13 protein-coding genes and 2 tRNA genes are annotated in these 15,602 nt (G+C 68.1%); 13 read left to right on the forward strand and 2 right to left on the reverse strand.

The genetic code is table 11. The features are described 5' to 3' along the window. From dnaA to NI26_RS00050, 10 genes are all read left to right on the forward strand, one after another. Entirely contained in the window at positions 1 to 1,467 is a 1,467-nt protein-coding gene (gene dnaA, locus NI26_RS00005) for a chromosomal replication initiator protein DnaA (RefSeq protein ID WP_066651121.1), read from the forward strand. A 570-nt stretch (positions 1,468 to 2,037) separates the two neighbouring features. After that, entirely contained in the window at positions 2,038 to 3,183 is a 1,146-nt protein-coding gene (gene dnaN, locus NI26_RS00010) for a DNA polymerase III subunit beta (RefSeq protein ID WP_066651122.1), read from the forward strand. 69 nt (positions 3,184 to 3,252) lie between these two features. Then, a complete protein-coding gene (gnd, locus tag NI26_RS00015) occupies positions 3,253 to 4,140 on the forward strand; it encodes a phosphogluconate dehydrogenase (NAD(+)-dependent, decarboxylating) (protein WP_066651124.1) in 888 nt (295 codons plus the stop codon). 33 nt (positions 4,141 to 4,173) lie between these two features. Beyond that, entirely contained in the window at positions 4,174 to 5,352 is a 1,179-nt protein-coding gene (recF, locus tag NI26_RS00020) for a DNA replication/repair protein RecF (RefSeq protein ID WP_066651126.1), read from the forward strand. Beyond that, positions 5,352 to 5,852, forward strand: coding sequence for a DUF721 domain-containing protein (locus tag NI26_RS00025; RefSeq protein WP_066651128.1), 501 nt, complete (start codon positions 5,352 to 5,354; stop codon positions 5,850 to 5,852). The genes recF and NI26_RS00025 overlap by 1 nt, the downstream gene beginning before the upstream one ends. 133 nt (positions 5,853 to 5,985) lie before the next feature. Continuing rightward, positions 5,986 to 7,995 (forward strand): DNA topoisomerase (ATP-hydrolyzing) subunit B, encoded by a 2,010-nt coding sequence (gene gyrB, locus NI26_RS00030; protein ID WP_066651129.1) that lies wholly within the window; start codon positions 5,986 to 5,988, stop codon positions 7,993 to 7,995. Between the two features lie 131 nt (positions 7,996 to 8,126). Then, complete coding sequence (gyrA, locus tag NI26_RS00035; RefSeq protein WP_066651131.1) at positions 8,127 to 10,790, forward strand: DNA gyrase subunit A; 2,664 nt, start codon at positions 8,127 to 8,129, stop codon at positions 10,788 to 10,790. Continuing rightward, positions 10,783 to 11,190: a DUF3566 domain-containing protein gene (locus NI26_RS00040; protein ID WP_066651132.1), complete on the forward strand. Its 408-nt coding sequence runs from the start codon at positions 10,783 to 10,785 to the stop codon at positions 11,188 to 11,190. Before gyrA ends, NI26_RS00040 begins: the two co-directional genes overlap by 8 nt. Positions 11,191 to 11,266: 76 nt before the next feature. Continuing rightward, a tRNA-Ile gene (locus tag NI26_RS00045) sits at positions 11,267 to 11,343 on the forward strand. 32 nt (positions 11,344 to 11,375) lie between these two features. Continuing rightward, a tRNA-Ala gene (locus tag NI26_RS00050) sits at positions 11,376 to 11,448 on the forward strand. Between the two features lie 628 nt (positions 11,449 to 12,076). Here NI26_RS00050 and NI26_RS00055 read toward each other — a convergent pair. Continuing rightward, positions 12,077 to 12,652 (reverse strand): hypothetical protein, encoded by a 576-nt coding sequence (locus tag NI26_RS00055; protein WP_066651134.1) that lies wholly within the window; start codon positions 12,650 to 12,652, stop codon positions 12,077 to 12,079. Positions 12,653 to 12,768: 116 nt separating this feature from the next. Here NI26_RS00055 and NI26_RS00060 point away from each other — a divergent pair, with 116 nt between their 5' ends. Both NI26_RS00060 and NI26_RS00065 read left to right on the forward strand, forming a co-directional pair. Beyond that, entirely contained in the window at positions 12,769 to 13,308 is a 540-nt protein-coding gene (locus NI26_RS00060; RefSeq protein WP_066651135.1) for a peptidylprolyl isomerase, read from the forward strand. 5 nt (positions 13,309 to 13,313) lie between these two features. Next, positions 13,314 to 14,180: a rhomboid family intramembrane serine protease gene (locus NI26_RS00065; protein WP_066651137.1), complete on the forward strand. Its 867-nt coding sequence runs from the start codon at positions 13,314 to 13,316 to the stop codon at positions 14,178 to 14,180. Positions 14,181 to 14,584: 404 nt separating this feature from the next. On the opposite strand, the gene NI26_RS00070 is transcribed toward NI26_RS00065, so the two are convergent. Then, positions 14,585 to 14,839, reverse strand: a complete 255-nt coding sequence (locus NI26_RS00070; protein ID WP_022907010.1) for a cell division protein CrgA — start codon at positions 14,837 to 14,839, stop codon at positions 14,585 to 14,587. A gap of 82 nt (positions 14,840 to 14,921) precedes the next feature. Here NI26_RS00070 and NI26_RS00075 point away from each other — a divergent pair, with 82 nt between their 5' ends. Further along, positions 14,922 to 15,566 carry an aminodeoxychorismate/anthranilate synthase component II gene (locus tag NI26_RS00075; protein ID WP_066651138.1) on the forward strand — a complete coding sequence of 215 codons (645 nt, stop codon included), beginning with the start codon at positions 14,922 to 14,924 and terminating at the stop codon, positions 15,564 to 15,566. The last annotated feature ends 36 nt before the right edge of the window (positions 15,567 to 15,602 follow it).

Genomic DNA, 15,602 nt, shown 5'->3' on the forward strand with positions numbered 1-15,602 from the left:
ATGACGATGCCGGCCGACCCCGTCGAGGACCTCTGGTCCTCCGTCCTGGGCCTCCTCTCCGAGGACGACCGCATCACCCCGCAGCTGCACGGCTTCCTCAACCTGGTCGAACCGAAGGGCGTGCTCGCCGGCACCCTCTACCTCGAGGTCCCCAACGACCTGACACGGGGCATGCTCGAGCAGCGGATCCGCGTCCCGATCACCGAGGCCGTGTCGCGGGTCGGTGACGACTCGGTCGCGAACTTCGCCATCACGGTGAACCCGGACATGGCGTCGGAACCGCGGGTCGAGGCGGTCGTCCCGAGCCACGTCCCCGAGTACGCGGAGCCGGTGCAGGCGCCGGTGGAGCAGAGCGCGGCACCCCGCCAGTACATCGAGGCACCGTTCGTCCCGAGCCAGATCGACTCCCCGGGCACCGGTGGTCGCCCCGAGTCACGACTCAACCCGAAGTACAACTTCGACAACTTCGTCATCGGCTCGTCGAACCGCTTCGCCCACGCCGCCGCGGTCGCGGTCGCCGAAGCTCCGGCCAAGGCGTACAACCCGCTCTTCATCTACGGCGACTCCGGTCTCGGCAAGACGCACCTCCTCCACGCGATCGGCCACTACGCCGAGAGCCTCTACCCGGGCATCCGTGTCCGGTACGTGTCGAGCGAGGAGTTCACCAACGACTTCATCAACTCGATCGCGAACAACCGGTCGAACCAGTTCCAGCAGCGCTACCGCGACATCGACATCCTGCTGATCGACGACATCCAGTTCCTGCAGGGGAAGGACTCCACGCAGGAGGCCTTCTTCCACACGTTCAACACGCTGCACGACCACAACAAGCAGGTCGTGATCACGTCGGACGTCGCGCCGAAGCACCTGACCGGCTTCGAGGACCGGATGCGCTCGCGGTTCGAGTGGGGCCTCATCACGGACGTGCAGGCGCCGGACCTCGAGACGCGCATCGCGATCCTGCGCAAGAAGGCGCAGTCCGACCACCTGCAGGTCCCCGACGACATCCTCGAGTTCATGGCGTCGAAGGTCTCGAGCAACATCCGTGAGCTCGAGGGGACGCTCATCCGCGTCACGGCGTTCGCGAGCCTGAACCGGACGGCCGTCGACATGGCCCTGGTGCAGACGGTCCTCAAGGACCTGATCACCCTCGACGACGACAACGTGATCGCGCCGACGGACATCATCAACCACACCGCGGAGTACTTCAAGCTCTCGGTCGACGACCTGTACGGCTCGTCCCGGTCGCAGGCGATCGCGACCGCGCGGCAGATCGCCATGTACCTGTGCCGTGAGATGACGAGCCTGTCGCTGCCGAAGATCGGGCAGCTGTTCGGCAACCGCGACCACACCACGGTCATGTACGCGAACAAGAAGATCACCGAGCTGATGAAGGAACGACGGTCGATCTACAACCAGGTCACCGAGCTGACGAGCCGCATCAAGCAGGACCGCCGCTACCGCTGACGCGGACGCGAGCAGGACGCGGACGCGAGCAGGACGCGGACGCGACCAGCTGACGGACGGGAGGCACGGTGCGACACGGCACCGTGCCTCCCGTCCGTCGTCTCCCCTCGACCCGACATCCGTCGCACCGGTGTCCGACCGGGAGGCCCGCCCCACGGCCCCGGATCGGCCCGCCTCGGCGCGCATCCACCATCTGAGACGGTTCCATGCGCCGAGTTTCCCCCAGTGTGGAAAGCCTGTGGATAACTGTGGAGGACACGCGGTCCGGTTGTTCACAGTTCTGTACCCACCTGTGGAGACTGGGGATGGAAGCGGATAGATGAGATCTGTTCATCCAGACGCTGCCAACACGGTACTCACAACTCACACGTGTGTAGTTCCCTGTGGAGAAGCGGGATGCACAGAGTTATCCACACTGTGCACAGGCGTTAACACCATTGATCCTGGTTAACGATGAAGTTCCGCGGGCCAACCTTGTGGACGGCGGGATGACAAGAAATCCGTGCCCTGCTCCGCTGTGCCACAATGGGGCGGCCGGACAGTCCGCACCGATCGACAGGGGTCCCAGCTGTGAAGTTCGAGGTCAACCGGGACGTCTTCTCCGAAGCCGTCTCCTTCGCGGTGAAGCTCCTCCCACAGCGCACGACCCTCCCGATCCTGTCCGGAGTCCTCATCCACGCCGAGGGCGATCGGCTCACGCTGTCGTCGTTCGACTACGAGGTCTCGGCGCAGACCTCGATCACGGCGCAGATCGACGAACCGGGCACCGTGCTCGTCTCCGGCCGTCTGCTCAACGACATCTCGAGCCGACTGCCGAACGCCCCGGTGACCTTCACCACCGAGGACACGAAGATCTCCGTCACCTGCGGATCGGCGCACTTCACGCTGCTGTCCATGCCGGTCGAGGAGTACCCGACGCTGCCGGAGATCGGTGAGCAGACCGGGGTCGTCCCCGGCGACGCCTTCTCCGAGGCCGTGTCCCAGGTGGCCGTCGCGGCGAGCCGCGACGACGTCACCCCGGTCATCACGGGTGTGCAGCTCGAGGTCGGCGACAACGACCTGTCGCTCATCGCGACCGACCGCTACCGCGTCGCGGTCCGCACGATCGCGTGGGACTCCGGTCGTGTCGGATCCGACCCGCTGCACGCGCTCGTCCCCGCTCGCACCCTGCAGGAGGTCGGCCGCACGTTCGGGTCGGCGTCCACGGTGTCGGTCTCGATCAGCGGGTCGTCGGACCGCGAGCTCATCGCGTTCCACGCCGACGACAAGACCGTGACCTCGCTGCTCATCAAGGGCAACTACCCGCCGGTCCGCCGGCTCTTCCCCGAGACGGTGAACGACCACGCGGTGATCAACACCGCTGAACTCGTCGAGGCCGTCCGACGGGTCTCCCTCGTCCTGGAGCGCGAAGCGGCGCTCCGGTTCTCCTTCTCGGTCGACGGGCTCACGCTCGAGGCGATCGGATCCGAACAAGCGCAGGCGTCAGAGTCGATCAGTGCGTTGCTGACCGGGGAGGAAACGGTGGTCTCGCTGAAGCCCGCCTTCCTCCTGGACGGGTTGAACGCGGTGCACTCCGAGTTCGTCCGCATCTCCTTCACCAAGACGGAGAACCCCAACAAGCCGGGTCCGGTGCTCATCACCGGGCAGACCTCGCAAGAGGCCGCGGCGACGGACGGATACCGGTACCTGCTGCAGCCCAATCTCCTGCTGCGATAGCGCAACAGCCGTACCACTGCGCTGACGCGCCTCTGGCCACCAGCGCGACGACGAACAGAAGAGGAAATCATGCACATCGGTCTTGTCGGCCTCGGTCGCATGGGCAACAACATGCGTGCCCGTCTCCGCAACGCAGGCATCGAGGTCACCGGGTACGACGCGAACCCCGCCGTCTCCGACGTCGCGGACCTCGGCGCCCTGGCAGCCGCACTGCCCGAGGGCAAGAAGCTCGTGTGGGTCATGGTCCCGCACGGCAAGATCACCGACGACGTGATCACGGACCTCGCCGGCGTCCTGGGCGAGGGCGACCTCGTCATCGACGGTGGCAACTCGAAGTGGCTGGACGACACGATCCACGCCGAGCAGCTCGACGCCAAGGGCATCCGGTACATGGACGCCGGTGTCTCCGGCGGTGTCTGGGGCAAGGACAACGGCTACGGCCTGATGGTCGGTGGCGCCCCCGAGGACGTCGAGTTCGCCATGCCGGTCTTCGACGCGCTCCGCCCCGAGGGCCCCCGCGAGGAGGGCTTCTCGCACGCCGGCCCCGTCGGCGCCGGTCACTACGCCAAGATGGTCCACAACGGCATCGAGTACGCGATCATGCAGGCGTACGGCGAGGGCTACGAGCTCCTCGAGGCCAAGGACATCATCAAGGACGTCCCCGCGGTCTTCGCCGGGTGGCAGCGCGGCACCGTCGTGCGCTCCTGGCTGCTCGACCTGATGGTCCTCGCGCTGAACGAGGACCCGAAGCTCGACGCCATCGAGGGCTACGTCGACGACTCCGGCGAGGGCCGTTGGACGGTGGAGGAGGCCATCGAGCACGCCGTGCCGATGCCGACCATCTCCGCGTCGATCTTCGCGCGCTTCGTCTCGCGTCAGGGCAGTGCGTCCCCGACGATGAAGGCCGTCGCGGCCCTGCGCAACCAGTTCGGCGGTCACGCCGTGAAGAAGGCGTAGTTCAGGTCACCACCTGAGCTCGTCCCGGCCCGCGTGCACGTCGACCACCTGCAACTCACCGACTTCCGGAACTACCGGGAGGCGGACGTCGACCTCGCACGCGGGCCGAACCTGTTCGTCGGGCGGAACGGACAGGGCAAGACCAACCTGGTCGAGGCGATCGGCTACCTCTCGACCCTCGGGTCGCACCGGGTGCCGACCGATGCCGCCCTCGTCCGTCAGGGCTGCGACGCTGCGATCGTGCGCGCTCGACTGGCGCACGAGGACCGCAGCATCCTGGCCGAGGTGCAGATCAACCGCACGGGGTCGAACCGAGCCCAGGTCAACCGGGCCGCGATCAAGCCCCGCGAACTGCCGCGGTACTGCACCAGCGTGCTCTTCGCCCCCGAGGACCTGGCCCTCGTCCGCGGTGAGCCCTCGGGCCGTCGGCGCATGCTGGACGAGCTGCTCGGTCAGATCGCACCCCGGATGCAGGGCGTGCTCGCCGACTACGACCGGACGCTCAAGCAGCGGAACACCCTGCTGAAGTCGGCACGGGCGACCGGTGCGCGGTCGGGGTCCCTCGCGACGCTGGACGTCTGGGACGACCGGCTCGTCGCGTTCGGTTCCGAGATCATCGCGGCCCGCGACCACCTCACCCGTCGCCTCGCGCCGTTCGTGACCGAGGCCTACGCCACCGTCGCCGGCGAACGGCACGAGGCGACCATCTCGGGTGTGCTCAGCGTGCGCGGCGGTGACCCCGAGGACGCTGCCGCGACCGACCCGGTGCTCGGGACGCCGGACGAACCGGTGTCCGTCGCCGCTGCGGCCGAGGCCTTCCGTGGTGCGCTCGAGCGTCGGCGTCGGGACGAACTCGACCGCGGACTGACCCTCGTCGGACCGCACCGCGACGACGTGCTCTTCCAGCTGAACGGGTTACCTGCGCGCGGGTACGCCAGCCACGGCGAGTCGTGGTCGTTCGCCCTCGCGATCAAGCTCGCCGGCGCCGCGGTGCTCCGGGCGGAGTCGACGCTCGGCGACCCGATCATCATCCTCGACGACGTGTTCGCCGAGCTCGACGAGTCACGGCGTGAACGGTTGGCGGGGGCGGTCGCCGACTACGAGCAGGTGCTCATCACCGCCGCGGTGTTCGGGGACGTGCCCGACCAGCTCGCCGCCCACACCGTCCGGATCGAGGCGGGCACGATCGTGACGGACGAGGCTCGCGCCTGATGCCCAAGCCGTGGAAGCCCTCCGAGCCCTCGCGGGTGTACCGGCACCTGCGCGCCGTGTTCGGCGACCCGTCCCTCCGCACCGTCGACGCCCGACGTCGCCGGTCCCGCGAGCTCGACGCCGACACGGTCCCGTACGGCAAGGGTCGCGAACCCCGGGGGCTCGGCGACGTGGTCGGCGCGCTGGCCCAGGAACTCGGGTGGTCGGAGCCGTTGGCGCGCTCGGAGCTCTTCGTCGACTGGCCCGCCGTGGTGGGCGACGAACTCGCGAAGCACTCGCGCCCGATGACGATCGACGACGGCACGCTCGTCATCCGCTGCGACTCGACGGCATGGGCGACGCAGCTCCGTCTGATGCGCGCGACCGTGACGACGACGATCGCCGAGCGGCACCCGGGAGCGGGCGTGCAGTCGATCCGGGTTTCCGGCCCGGACGTCCCCACCTGGAAACGCGGTCCCAGGACCGTCCAGGGGCGTGGTCCTCGCGACACCTACGGTTGACGCGACGAAATCGTCCTCGGGGATGAAGAACACCCGTCCAGCGGGCGGATGAGCCCCGTGGAGAGGGGCTCCTGCGGTAGACTGGCGAGTGCAGTGTGCGGGCGTTCCGCGCGCAGGCAGGAGCAATCCCGACATGGCATCAGAATCTGACGACGACCGGACGATCCCGCAGGACGAGACCGAGCAGGCTCCACCGACGGAACCATCGTACGGCGCAGACCAGATTCAGGTGCTGGAGGGGCTCGAGGCGGTCCGCAAGCGCCCGGGCATGTACATCGGTTCGACGGGTCCGCGCGGTCTCCACCACCTGGTGCAGGAGATCGTCGACAACTCCGTCGACGAAGCACTGGCCGGCTACTGCGACACGATCGACGTCACCATCCGCGAGGACGGCGGCGTCCGCGTGGTCGACAACGGCCGTGGCATCCCGGTCGACACCCACGCGGCCGAGGGTGTCTCGACGCTCCAGGTCGTCCTCACCGTCCTGCACGCCGGCGGCAAGTTCGGTGGCGGCGGGTACGCGGTGTCCGGTGGTCTGCACGGCGTGGGCTCCTCCGTCGTGAACGCCCTGAGCTCCGAGCTCGACGTCGAGGTCCGCCGCCAGGGCCACGTCTGGCGCCAGAGCTACACCGACGGCGTCCCGGTCGCCCCCGTCTCGAAGGACGAGGAGACCGACGTGACCGGCACCACGATCACGTTCTGGCCGAACGCCGACATCTTCGAGACCGTCGAGTTCGACTACGAGACGCTGCGCACGCGCTTCCAGCAGATGGCCTTCCTCAACAAGGGCCTCCGCATCAACCTCACCGACGAGCGCACCCCGGACGAGGGCGAGGAGTCGCGCCGTGACTCCTTCCGCTACGAGCGCGGGCTGCCCGACTACGTCGAGTACCTCAACGCGCAGAAGAAGGCCGACCTCGTCCACCCCGACGTCATCGCGATCGAGGCCGAGGACACCGAGCGCAAGATCGCGCTCGAGATCGCCATGCAGTGGAACACCTCCTACCAGGAGAGCGTCCACACCTTCGCGAACACGATCAACACGCACGAGGGCGGCACCCACGAAGAGGGCTTCCGTGCGGCCCTGACGAGCCTGGTCAACCGGTACGCCCGCGAGACCAAGATCATCAAGGAGAAGGACGACAACCTCACGGGTGACGACATCCGCGAAGGGCTGACCGCCGTCATCTCCGTGAAGCTCGGCGAGCCGCAGTTCGAGGGCCAGACGAAGACCAAGCTCGGCAACACCGAGGCGAAGTCGTTCGTGCAGCGCGTCGTCGGCACCGAGCTCACCCACTGGTTCGAGAGCAACCCGGCCCAGGCGCGCGACGTCGTGCGGAAGGCGATCCAGGCGTCGCAGGCCCGGCTCGCCGCCCGCAAGGCCCGCGAGACCACCCGGCGCAAGGGGCTGCTCGAGTCGGGCGGCATGCCCGGCAAGCTCAAGGACTGCCAGTCGAAGGACCCGACGCTGTCGGAGATCTTCATGGTCGAGGGCGACTCCGCCGGTGGTTCCGCCGTGCAGGGCCGCAACCCCATGACCCAGGCGATCCTGCCGCTGCGCGGCAAGATCCTCAACGTCGAGAAGGCCCGCCTCGACCGCGCCCTGGCCAACCAGGAGATCCAGTCGATGATCACGGCGTTCGGCGCCGGCATCGGCGAGGACTTCGACCCGGACAAGGCCCGGTACCACAAGATCGTGCTGATGGCCGATGCCGACGTCGACGGCCAGCACATCACGACGCTGCTGCTCACGCTGCTCTTCCGCTACATGCGTCCGCTCATCGAGCGCGGGTACGTGTACCTCGCACAGCCGCCGCTGTACCGCCTGAAGTGGTCGAACGCGGCGCACGAGTACGTGTTCAGCGACCGGGAGCGCGACGCCCTGATGCAGGCGGGCATCGCCGCCGGCAAGCGCATCCCGAAGGACAACGGGATCCAGCGCTACAAGGGTCTGGGCGAGATGGACTACAAGGAGCTCTGGGACACCACGATGAACCCGGACACCCGCACGCTCCTGCAGGTCACGCTCGAGGACGCCGCCGCGGTCGACAGCGTCTTCGCGACGCTGATGGGTGAGGACGTCGAGTCGCGACGCCAGTTCATCCAGCAGAACGCCAAGGACGTCCGCTTCCTCGACATCTAGTACCGGCCTGGAGGCGCGGTGCCAGCCGCGTCGACCAGTCCCGACCCCCTGTGGTCGCGCCCGGCGCGACCGACGGAACCAGTGCCTCCCGGCCGACGACCGGAGGGCCACCAGAAAGGTGACCAAGCCACATGGCTGACGACAACGAGAACGGCGCCGACGAGCAGCCCGAGATCGTGCACGGCGAGGTAGGCGACATCGTGGTCTCCGGCGACCGCATCTCGCAGGTCGACCTGCAGCTCGAGATGCAGCGGTCGTACCTCGACTACGCGATGTCCGTCATCGTCGGACGTGCGCTGCCGGAGGTCCGTGACGGCCTGAAGCCGGTCCACCGCCGCGTCATCTACGCGATGTTCGACGGCGGCTACCGGCCGGACCGGGCGTTCTCGAAGTGCTCCCGCGTCGTCGGTGACGTCATGGGCCAGTTCCACCCGCACGGCGACAGCGCGATCTACGACGCGCTCGTCCGCCTCGTGCAGCCGTGGTCGCTCCGGTACCCGCTCGCGCTCGGCCAGGGCAACTTCGGGTCCCCGGGCAACGACGGCGCCGCGGCCCCGCGGTACACCGAGACCAAGATGGCACCGCTCGCCATGGAGATGGTCCGGGACATCGACGAGGACACCGTCGACTTCCAGGACAACTACGACGGCCGCACGCAGGAGCCGTCGATCCTGCCGGCGCGCTTCCCGAACCTGCTCGTCAACGGGTCGGTCGGCATCGCGGTCGGCATGGCCACGAACATCCCCCCGCACAACCTGCGCGAGGTCGCCGAGGGCGCCCAGTGGGCGCTCGCGCACCCGGACGCGACGCGCGAGGAGCTCCTCGGCGCGCTCATGCAGCGGATCAAGGGCCCGGACTTCCCGACCGGCGCGCAGATCCTCGGCACGAAGGGCATCCAGGACGCCTACCGCACCGGTCGTGGCTCGATCACGATGCGCGCGGTCGTCAACGTCGAGGAGATCCAGGGCCGCACGTGCCTGGTCGTCACCGAGCTGCCGTACCAGGTGAACCCGGACAACCTGGCGATCCGCATCGCCGAGGGCGTGAAGGACGGCAAGCTCGCCGGCATCGCGGACATCCGCGACGAGACCTCCGGCCGCACCGGTCAGCGCCTGGTCATCGTGCTGAAGCGCGACGCGGTGGCGAAGGTCGTGCTCAACAACCTGTACAAGCACACGCAGCTGCAGGAGAACTTCGGCGCGAACATGCTCGCCATCGTCGACGGGGTGCCGCGCACGCTGTCGCTCGACGGCTTCATCTCGGCGTGGGTCGACCACCAGATCGACGTCATCGTCCGCCGTACCCAGTACCGGCTCCGCGAGGCCGAGAAGCGCGCGCACATCCTGCGCGGCTACCTCGCGGCGCTCGACGCCCTCGACGAGGTCATCGCGCTCATCCGTCGGTCGCCCGACGTCGAGGAGGCGCGGACCGGCCTGATGGACCTGCTGTCCGTCGACGAGATCCAGGCACGCGCGATCCTCGAGCTGCAGCTCCGCCGCCTGGCCGCCCTCGAGCGCCAGAAGATCCACGACGAGGCCGAGGAACTCGAGCGCAAGATCGCCGACTTCCAGGACATCCTGGCGTCGGAGACCCGGCAGCGCACGATCATCGGCGACGAGCTCGCCGAGATCGTCGACCGCTTCGGGGACGACCGTCGCAGCGAGATCATGCTCGGCTACGACGGTGACATGTCCATCGAGGACCTCATCCCGGAAGAGGAGATGGTCGTCACCATCACCCGCGGCGGGTACGTCAAGCGCACGCGGAGCGACAACTACCGGTCGCAGCACCGCGGCGGTCGCGGCGTCAAGGGTGCGCAGCTCCGCGCGGACGACATCGTCGAGCACTTCTTCGTCACGACGACCCACCACTGGCTGCTCTTCCTCACCGACCAGGGTCGCGTGTACCGCGCCAAGGCGTACGAGCTGCAGGAGGCGAGCCGTGACGCCAAGGGGCAGCACGTCGCCAACCTGCTCGCCATGCAGCCCGACGAGCAGATCCAGCAGGTGCTCGACATCCGCGACTACGAGGCGGCGCAGTACCTCGTGCTCGCGACCGAGCAGGGTCTGGTCAAGAAGACCGCGCTGACCGAGTACGACACCAACCGCACCGGCGGCATCATCGCGATCAACCTCCGCGAGGGCGACAAGCTCCGCCAGGCGCTGCTCGTCGACGAGACCGACGACCTGCTGCTCGTGTCGAAGCACGGCATGTCGCTCCGCTTCACGGCGACCAACGACACCCTCCGTCCGATGGGCCGGTCGACCTCCGGCGTGAAGGGCATGTCCTTCCGCGGCGACGACGCACTGCTCGCCGCACGTGTGGTGTCGGACGACGGCTACGTGTGGGTGATGACCGAGGGCGGCTACGCCAAGCGCACCTCGGTCGACCAGTACCGGGTGCAGGGCCGCGGTGGTCTCGGCATCAAGGTGGCCAAGCTGGCCGCCGATCGGGGCGACCTCGTGGGGGCGCTCATCGTCGGCGAGGACGACGAGGTGCTCGTCGTGCTGCAATCGGGCAAGGTGGTAAGGTCTGCCGTGTCCGAGGTGCCCGCCAAGGGTCGCGACACGATGGGTGTGGTCTTCGCGAGGTTCGCGGAGAACGACCGGATCATCGCGGTGGCCCGGAACAGCGAGCGGAACCTGGATGACCAGGACGACGCCGACCCCGAGATCGAGCCTGCGGGCCCGGTGGAGACGGTGAGCCCTGACGAAGCGGCCCCCGAACCCGCCGACCCCGCCGACACCGAGCCTGTCGAGGACGAGGCCGGAGAGGACCAGTCGAACAATGAGTAGTGTCGCCGAGAAGCTCCAGAAGAAGGCGAAACGTCCCAGCGGTACCCGGCAGGTCCGCCTGCGTCTGGTGTACCTCGACTTCTGGTCGATGGTGAAGCTGAGCTTCCTCATCGCGCTCGCCGGTTCGATCGTGATCATCGTCGCGACCGCGCTGGTCTGGGTCATCCTCAACCAGACCGGTGTGTTCACCCAGATCGACGCCCTGCTCAAGGACGTCACCGGGCAGAACAGCTACTCGATCATGGACCAGTTCTCGCTCGGGCAGGTCCTCGGGTTCTCGGTCGTGGTGGGCATCCTCAACGTGGTCGTCGGCACCGTGCTCGGCGCGATCGTGAGTGTCCTCTACAACCTCAGTGTGCGGATCACGGGCGGCCTGCTCGTGGGCTTCACGAACAACTGACACACCCGGGCCGGACGGCAGTCGCCCCTCGATTTCGTTCTCCGAGATCGGTACGGTAGGCTTTCTTCTGGTCTGAGGGGCTATAGCTCAGGCGGTTAGAGCGCTTCGCTGATAACGAAGAGGTCCAAGGTTCAAGTCCTTGTAGCCCCACCACTTCCCACCGGGACCAGTACGCTGGTCCTCACGGGGCCTTAGCTCAGTTGGTAGAGCGCCTGCTTTGCAAGCAGGATGTCGGGAGTTCGATTCTCCCAGGCTCCACTCCCTCAGGGCGGATACTGCTCCGCTCGTTCCTCGCTCCGCCGGTTTCGGTCGTCGTGTTCGTCGGCGCCTCCGGCGCGCCGCTCCGCGATGGTCGCCTTCTTCCGGGCGTTGCCGCTGCGGGATGGTCGTCTCGGTCGTCTTCGGGCGAGGGGTGCTGCCGCTGCGGGCGTTCGGCCCGGCGCTGGCGCACGACATGCCGTCTGTGGTGCTTCGACGCGGCATGTCGTGGCACCTGGGCAAGCGACGGCGGCATGTTGCGCGACGGCGCATCAGCGGCTGACGGGATGAGGGCGTGCCTCCAGTCTGTGGCTGTGGCTGTGGCTGTGGCTGGGGCTGAGGCCGGGCCTGTGCCTGAGGCTGGGGCCGGTGCTGTGCCTGAGGCTGGGGCTGCCGAGCGGGCAGGACGTGCCGCGTGCGGGGCGTCGACAGGGTTCTTCTCGTCGAGTCTCAGCGGTGAGCGGGCCGTATGTCGCCCGTTCGGGGCTCGGGGTTCGGGGTTCGGGGCTCGGGGCTCGGGGCAGGTGGCATGGGGCCGGGGCCGGGGCAGGTTCTGCGGCGTGCGGGACGGCCGGGGACGACGAAGGGCCCCGGCGCGGCGCCGGGGCCCTTCGTACGAACCGGGAGGTCAGGCGGCGGGCTTCTCCGCCGTGTCGGCGTCGTCGGCGACCCAGAGGTCGTCGTCGGCGCGGAGCGTCTGGTAGGCGGCGTACGCGGCACCGGCAACGGCGACCACACCGACGACGATGAGGGCGACCCCACCGAACCCGAGGCCCTTCTTCTGCTGCCCCGGCGTGTACTTCGCCGCGGCCTTCTTCGCCTTCTTGCCCTTCTTCTGGGCGTCCTTCACGATCTTCTTGACGCGCGGGTCCTTCGCGAGGTCCTTCACGCTCATCACCGAACCAGCGGTCGCCACGAGGCCGGGGACGACCTCGGTCTGGAAGCGGTGCGACGCGCTGTGCGCGGCCGAGGTCGCTGCGTGCACGCCCGTCGCGACGGCGGGACGGATCCCGTTGTCGATCGCGTTCTGCACGCGGGGGGCGATGTCCTTGCGGGCTGCGTCAGCAGCGTGCGAGCGGGCCTCGGCGAGGATCGCGTTCGCGTGCTCGAGGACCTTGCGCTGCTCGCCGAGGAGCGAGGCCGTCTTGCCCTTGAGCTTCTTGATCTGCTTCCGACGCTTGCGCGGGATCTCGATCGTCGTCATCTGGTACCTCCATCGGATCGGCGTGACCCCATCCTGCCACCGAGCACCCTGACAGGTCACGGATCGTCGGCTGTGTGATCCGTGTCACCGTCAGGAGTGCATGCGAGAATCGACACATGTCTCTGCACACCGCTGTCGCAACGATCCACACGAACAAGGGCGACATCCGCGTCAACCTGTTCGGCAACCACGCCCCGAAGACCGTCAAGAACTTCGTCGACCTCGCGACCGGCAAGCAGGAGTGGACGCACCCCGGCACGGGCAAGGTCTCGACCGACAAGCTCTACGACGGTGTCGTCTTCCACCGCATCATCAAGGACTTCATGATCCAGGGCGGCGACCCGCTCGGTCAGGGCATCGGTGGTCCGGGCTACCGCTTCGACGACGAGATCCACCCGGAGCTCACCTTCCAGGAGCCGTACATCTTCGCGATGGCGAACGCCGGCATCCAGGGCGGGCGCGGCACGAACGGCTCGCAGTTCTTCATCACGACCGTGGCGACCCCCTGGCTGCAGGGCAAGCACACCATCTTCGGTGAGGTCGCCGACGACGAGTCGCGCGCGGTCGTCGACGCGATCGAGGGCGTGCCGACCGACGGTCGCGACAAGCCCGTCGAGGACGTCGTCATCGAGAGCATCGACGTCGAGGACGTCTGAACCCGGTGACCGACCAGGCCCCGGGGCGGGACAACTACTGCTACCGGCACCCGGACCGGCAGAGCTTCATCCTGTGCCAGCGGTGCGGGCGGACGATCTGCACCGAGTGCCAGACGCCGGCGGCCGTCGGCGTGCACTGCCCGGAGTGCGTGCGTGAACAGCGCGCGCAGTTCCAGGCGAACCGTCGTGCCTCCGGGGCCCCGGGCGGCCTGACCGTCGCCCGTCGTCGGTTCGCGATGATGGACCAGAAGGCGACCACGGTGATCATCGCCGTGTCGGTCGTGATCTGGCTGCTGAACCTGCTGTCCGGCAACGTCGTCAACCAGTGGCTCAGCTACTGGACGCCGTTGGTCGGGACACAGCCGTGGCGCCTCGTCACGGGGCTGTTCGTCCACTCGTCGATCTTCCACATCGGGTTCAACATGCTCGCGGTGTTCATCTTCGGGCGGATCCTCGAGAACCTCCTCGGCACGTGGCGCTTCGTCGCGCTGTACTTCCTGGCGGGCCTCGGCGGTGACCTCGCGGTGTCCCTGCTGACCCCCGGTACGCCGGTGGTCGGTGCCTCGGGTGCGATCTTCGGGCTGTTCGCGGCGTTCTTCGTGATCCAGCGCAGCCTCGGCTACAACGCCGTCCAGCTGCTCGTCATCATGGGGCTCAACCTCGTCGTCGGCTTCCTGCCCGGGACCAACATCTCGTGGCAGGCCCACGTCGGTGGCATCGTGCTCGGGTTCGTCACGGGCTTCGTCTTCTCGAAGACCCGGAACGTCCGGCAGCGTGGCCTGCAGGTCGGGCTCCTCGTCGCCGAAGCGGTCCTGCTCGTGGCCGGGATCGGCGCCGCGTACATCAGCATCGGTGGCTACGCGATCGGCTGACGAGTCCGCCGCCGCTCAGGACGTCCCGTCCCACCACAGTGTGGGGCGGGGCGTTCTGCGTCTCCGGAGGCCGCTTTCCACAGCCCTCCGGCGAGTTCTCCACAGTTGGGGACAACTCGGTGAGTTACACGGGTGTGATTATCCCCACTGTGGACGGGCCTGTGGACAACTCGGGGGCCATGGTGTGGATGGCCGTGTGGAAAGTGTGGACAACTGTGGAGAACGCGGTTGCGGGTGTGGACGGATGCGTCCGGGTGCTGTCGGGCTTGTGGACAGCGAGCAGGAACCCGGGCCGAGACGGGACGGGCCGGGACAGGACGGGCCGGGAGGGGACGGGCCGGGGCGAACGACGACGCCCGCCGTACCGGGCGGTACGACGGGCGTCGGGAGATGCTGGGCGGCGGTCAGCGCCACCGCGTGGTCATGAGGAACCCGATGAACATGATCCCGAAGCCGATCAGGATGTTCCACGACCCGAGCGACGGTACGGGCAGGGTCGTGTTCGAGATGTAGAAGACGATGACCCAGGCCAGCCCGATGAGCATGAAGCCGAACATGACCGGCTTGAACCACACGGGGTTGGGCTGGTCGCCCGCCGTGTCGACCGAGTCGGCTCGGGTCCTCCGGGCGGGCTTGGTGCGGTCCTTGTCCTTGGCCATGGCCGGTATCCTACCGTGACCACGTCTGTGGGAAGACCCTCAGCAGCCCGCGCACATCCCCCACGAGTACGGTGATCCGACCATGACCAAGATCCTCGTCGTCGACAACTACGACAGCTTCGTCTACACGCTCAACGGCTACCTGCAGCAGCTCGGTGCGGACACCGACGTCGTCCGGAACGACGCGTTCCCCGAGGACGAGATCGCCGAGCGCATCGCCGACTACGACGGTGTGCTGCTCTCGCCCGGGCCGGGCACCCCCGCGGACGCCGGTGTCTCGATCCCCACCGTGCGTGCGGCCGTCGACGCCGAGACCCCGCTGCTCGGCGTGTGCCTCGGGCACCAGGCGATCGCTGAAGCCATGGGCGCCACGGTGACCCACGCCGAGGAACTCATGCACGGGAAGACCTCGCAGGTCGACCACGACGACAGCGTGCTCTTCGCCGGTGTCCCGCACCCGTTCACCGCCACGCGGTACCACTCGCTCGCGATCGTCGACGGGACGGTGCCCGACGAGCTCACCGTCACGGCGCGGACCGCAGGTGGGGTGATCATGGGCGTGCAGCATCGTGACCACCCGGTGTACGGCGTGCAGTTCCACCCGGAGTCCGTCCTCACCGAGGGCGGGTACCGGATGGTCGGCAACTGGCTCGAGACCACCGGTCTGACCGGTGCTGCCGAGCGGGCCGCAGCGCTCAACCCGCTGATCGCCGAACACCGGTCCTGACGCCGGAGCGGTACGACCGCCGACGCGTCCGGTGAC

Origin of the sequence: Curtobacterium sp. MR_MD2014 (assembly GCF_000772085.1) — a bacterium.
In the GTDB taxonomy this organism is placed as follows: domain Bacteria; phylum Actinomycetota; class Actinomycetes; order Actinomycetales; family Microbacteriaceae; genus Curtobacterium.

Bases quoted from the DNA above. Each gene is read 5' to 3' on its own strand.
- dnaA (WP_066651121.1), top strand. From the start codon at position 1: ATGACGATGCCGGCCGACCCCGTCGAGGACCTCTGGTCCTCCGTCCTG.
- gnd (WP_066651124.1), top strand. From the start codon at position 3,253: ATGCACATCGGTCTTGTCGGCCTCGGTCGCATGGGCAACAACATGCGT.
- NI26_RS00025 (WP_066651128.1), top strand. From the start codon at position 5,352: ATGCCCAAGCCGTGGAAGCCCTCCGAGCCCTCGCGGGTGTACCGGCAC.
- gyrB (WP_066651129.1), top strand. From the start codon at position 5,986: ATGGCATCAGAATCTGACGACGACCGGACGATCCCGCAGGACGAGACC.
- gyrA (WP_066651131.1), top strand. From the start codon at position 8,127: ATGGCTGACGACAACGAGAACGGCGCCGACGAGCAGCCCGAGATCGTG.
- NI26_RS00040 (WP_066651132.1), top strand. From the start codon at position 10,783: ATGAGTAGTGTCGCCGAGAAGCTCCAGAAGAAGGCGAAACGTCCCAGC.
- NI26_RS00055 (WP_066651134.1), bottom strand. From the start codon at position 12,652: ATGACGACGATCGAGATCCCGCGCAAGCGTCGGAAGCAGATCAAGAAG.
- NI26_RS00060 (WP_066651135.1), top strand. From the start codon at position 12,769: ATGTCTCTGCACACCGCTGTCGCAACGATCCACACGAACAAGGGCGAC.
- NI26_RS00070 (WP_022907010.1), bottom strand. From the start codon at position 14,839: ATGGCCAAGGACAAGGACCGCACCAAGCCCGCCCGGAGGACCCGAGCC.
- NI26_RS00075 (WP_066651138.1), top strand. From the start codon at position 14,922: ATGACCAAGATCCTCGTCGTCGACAACTACGACAGCTTCGTCTACACG.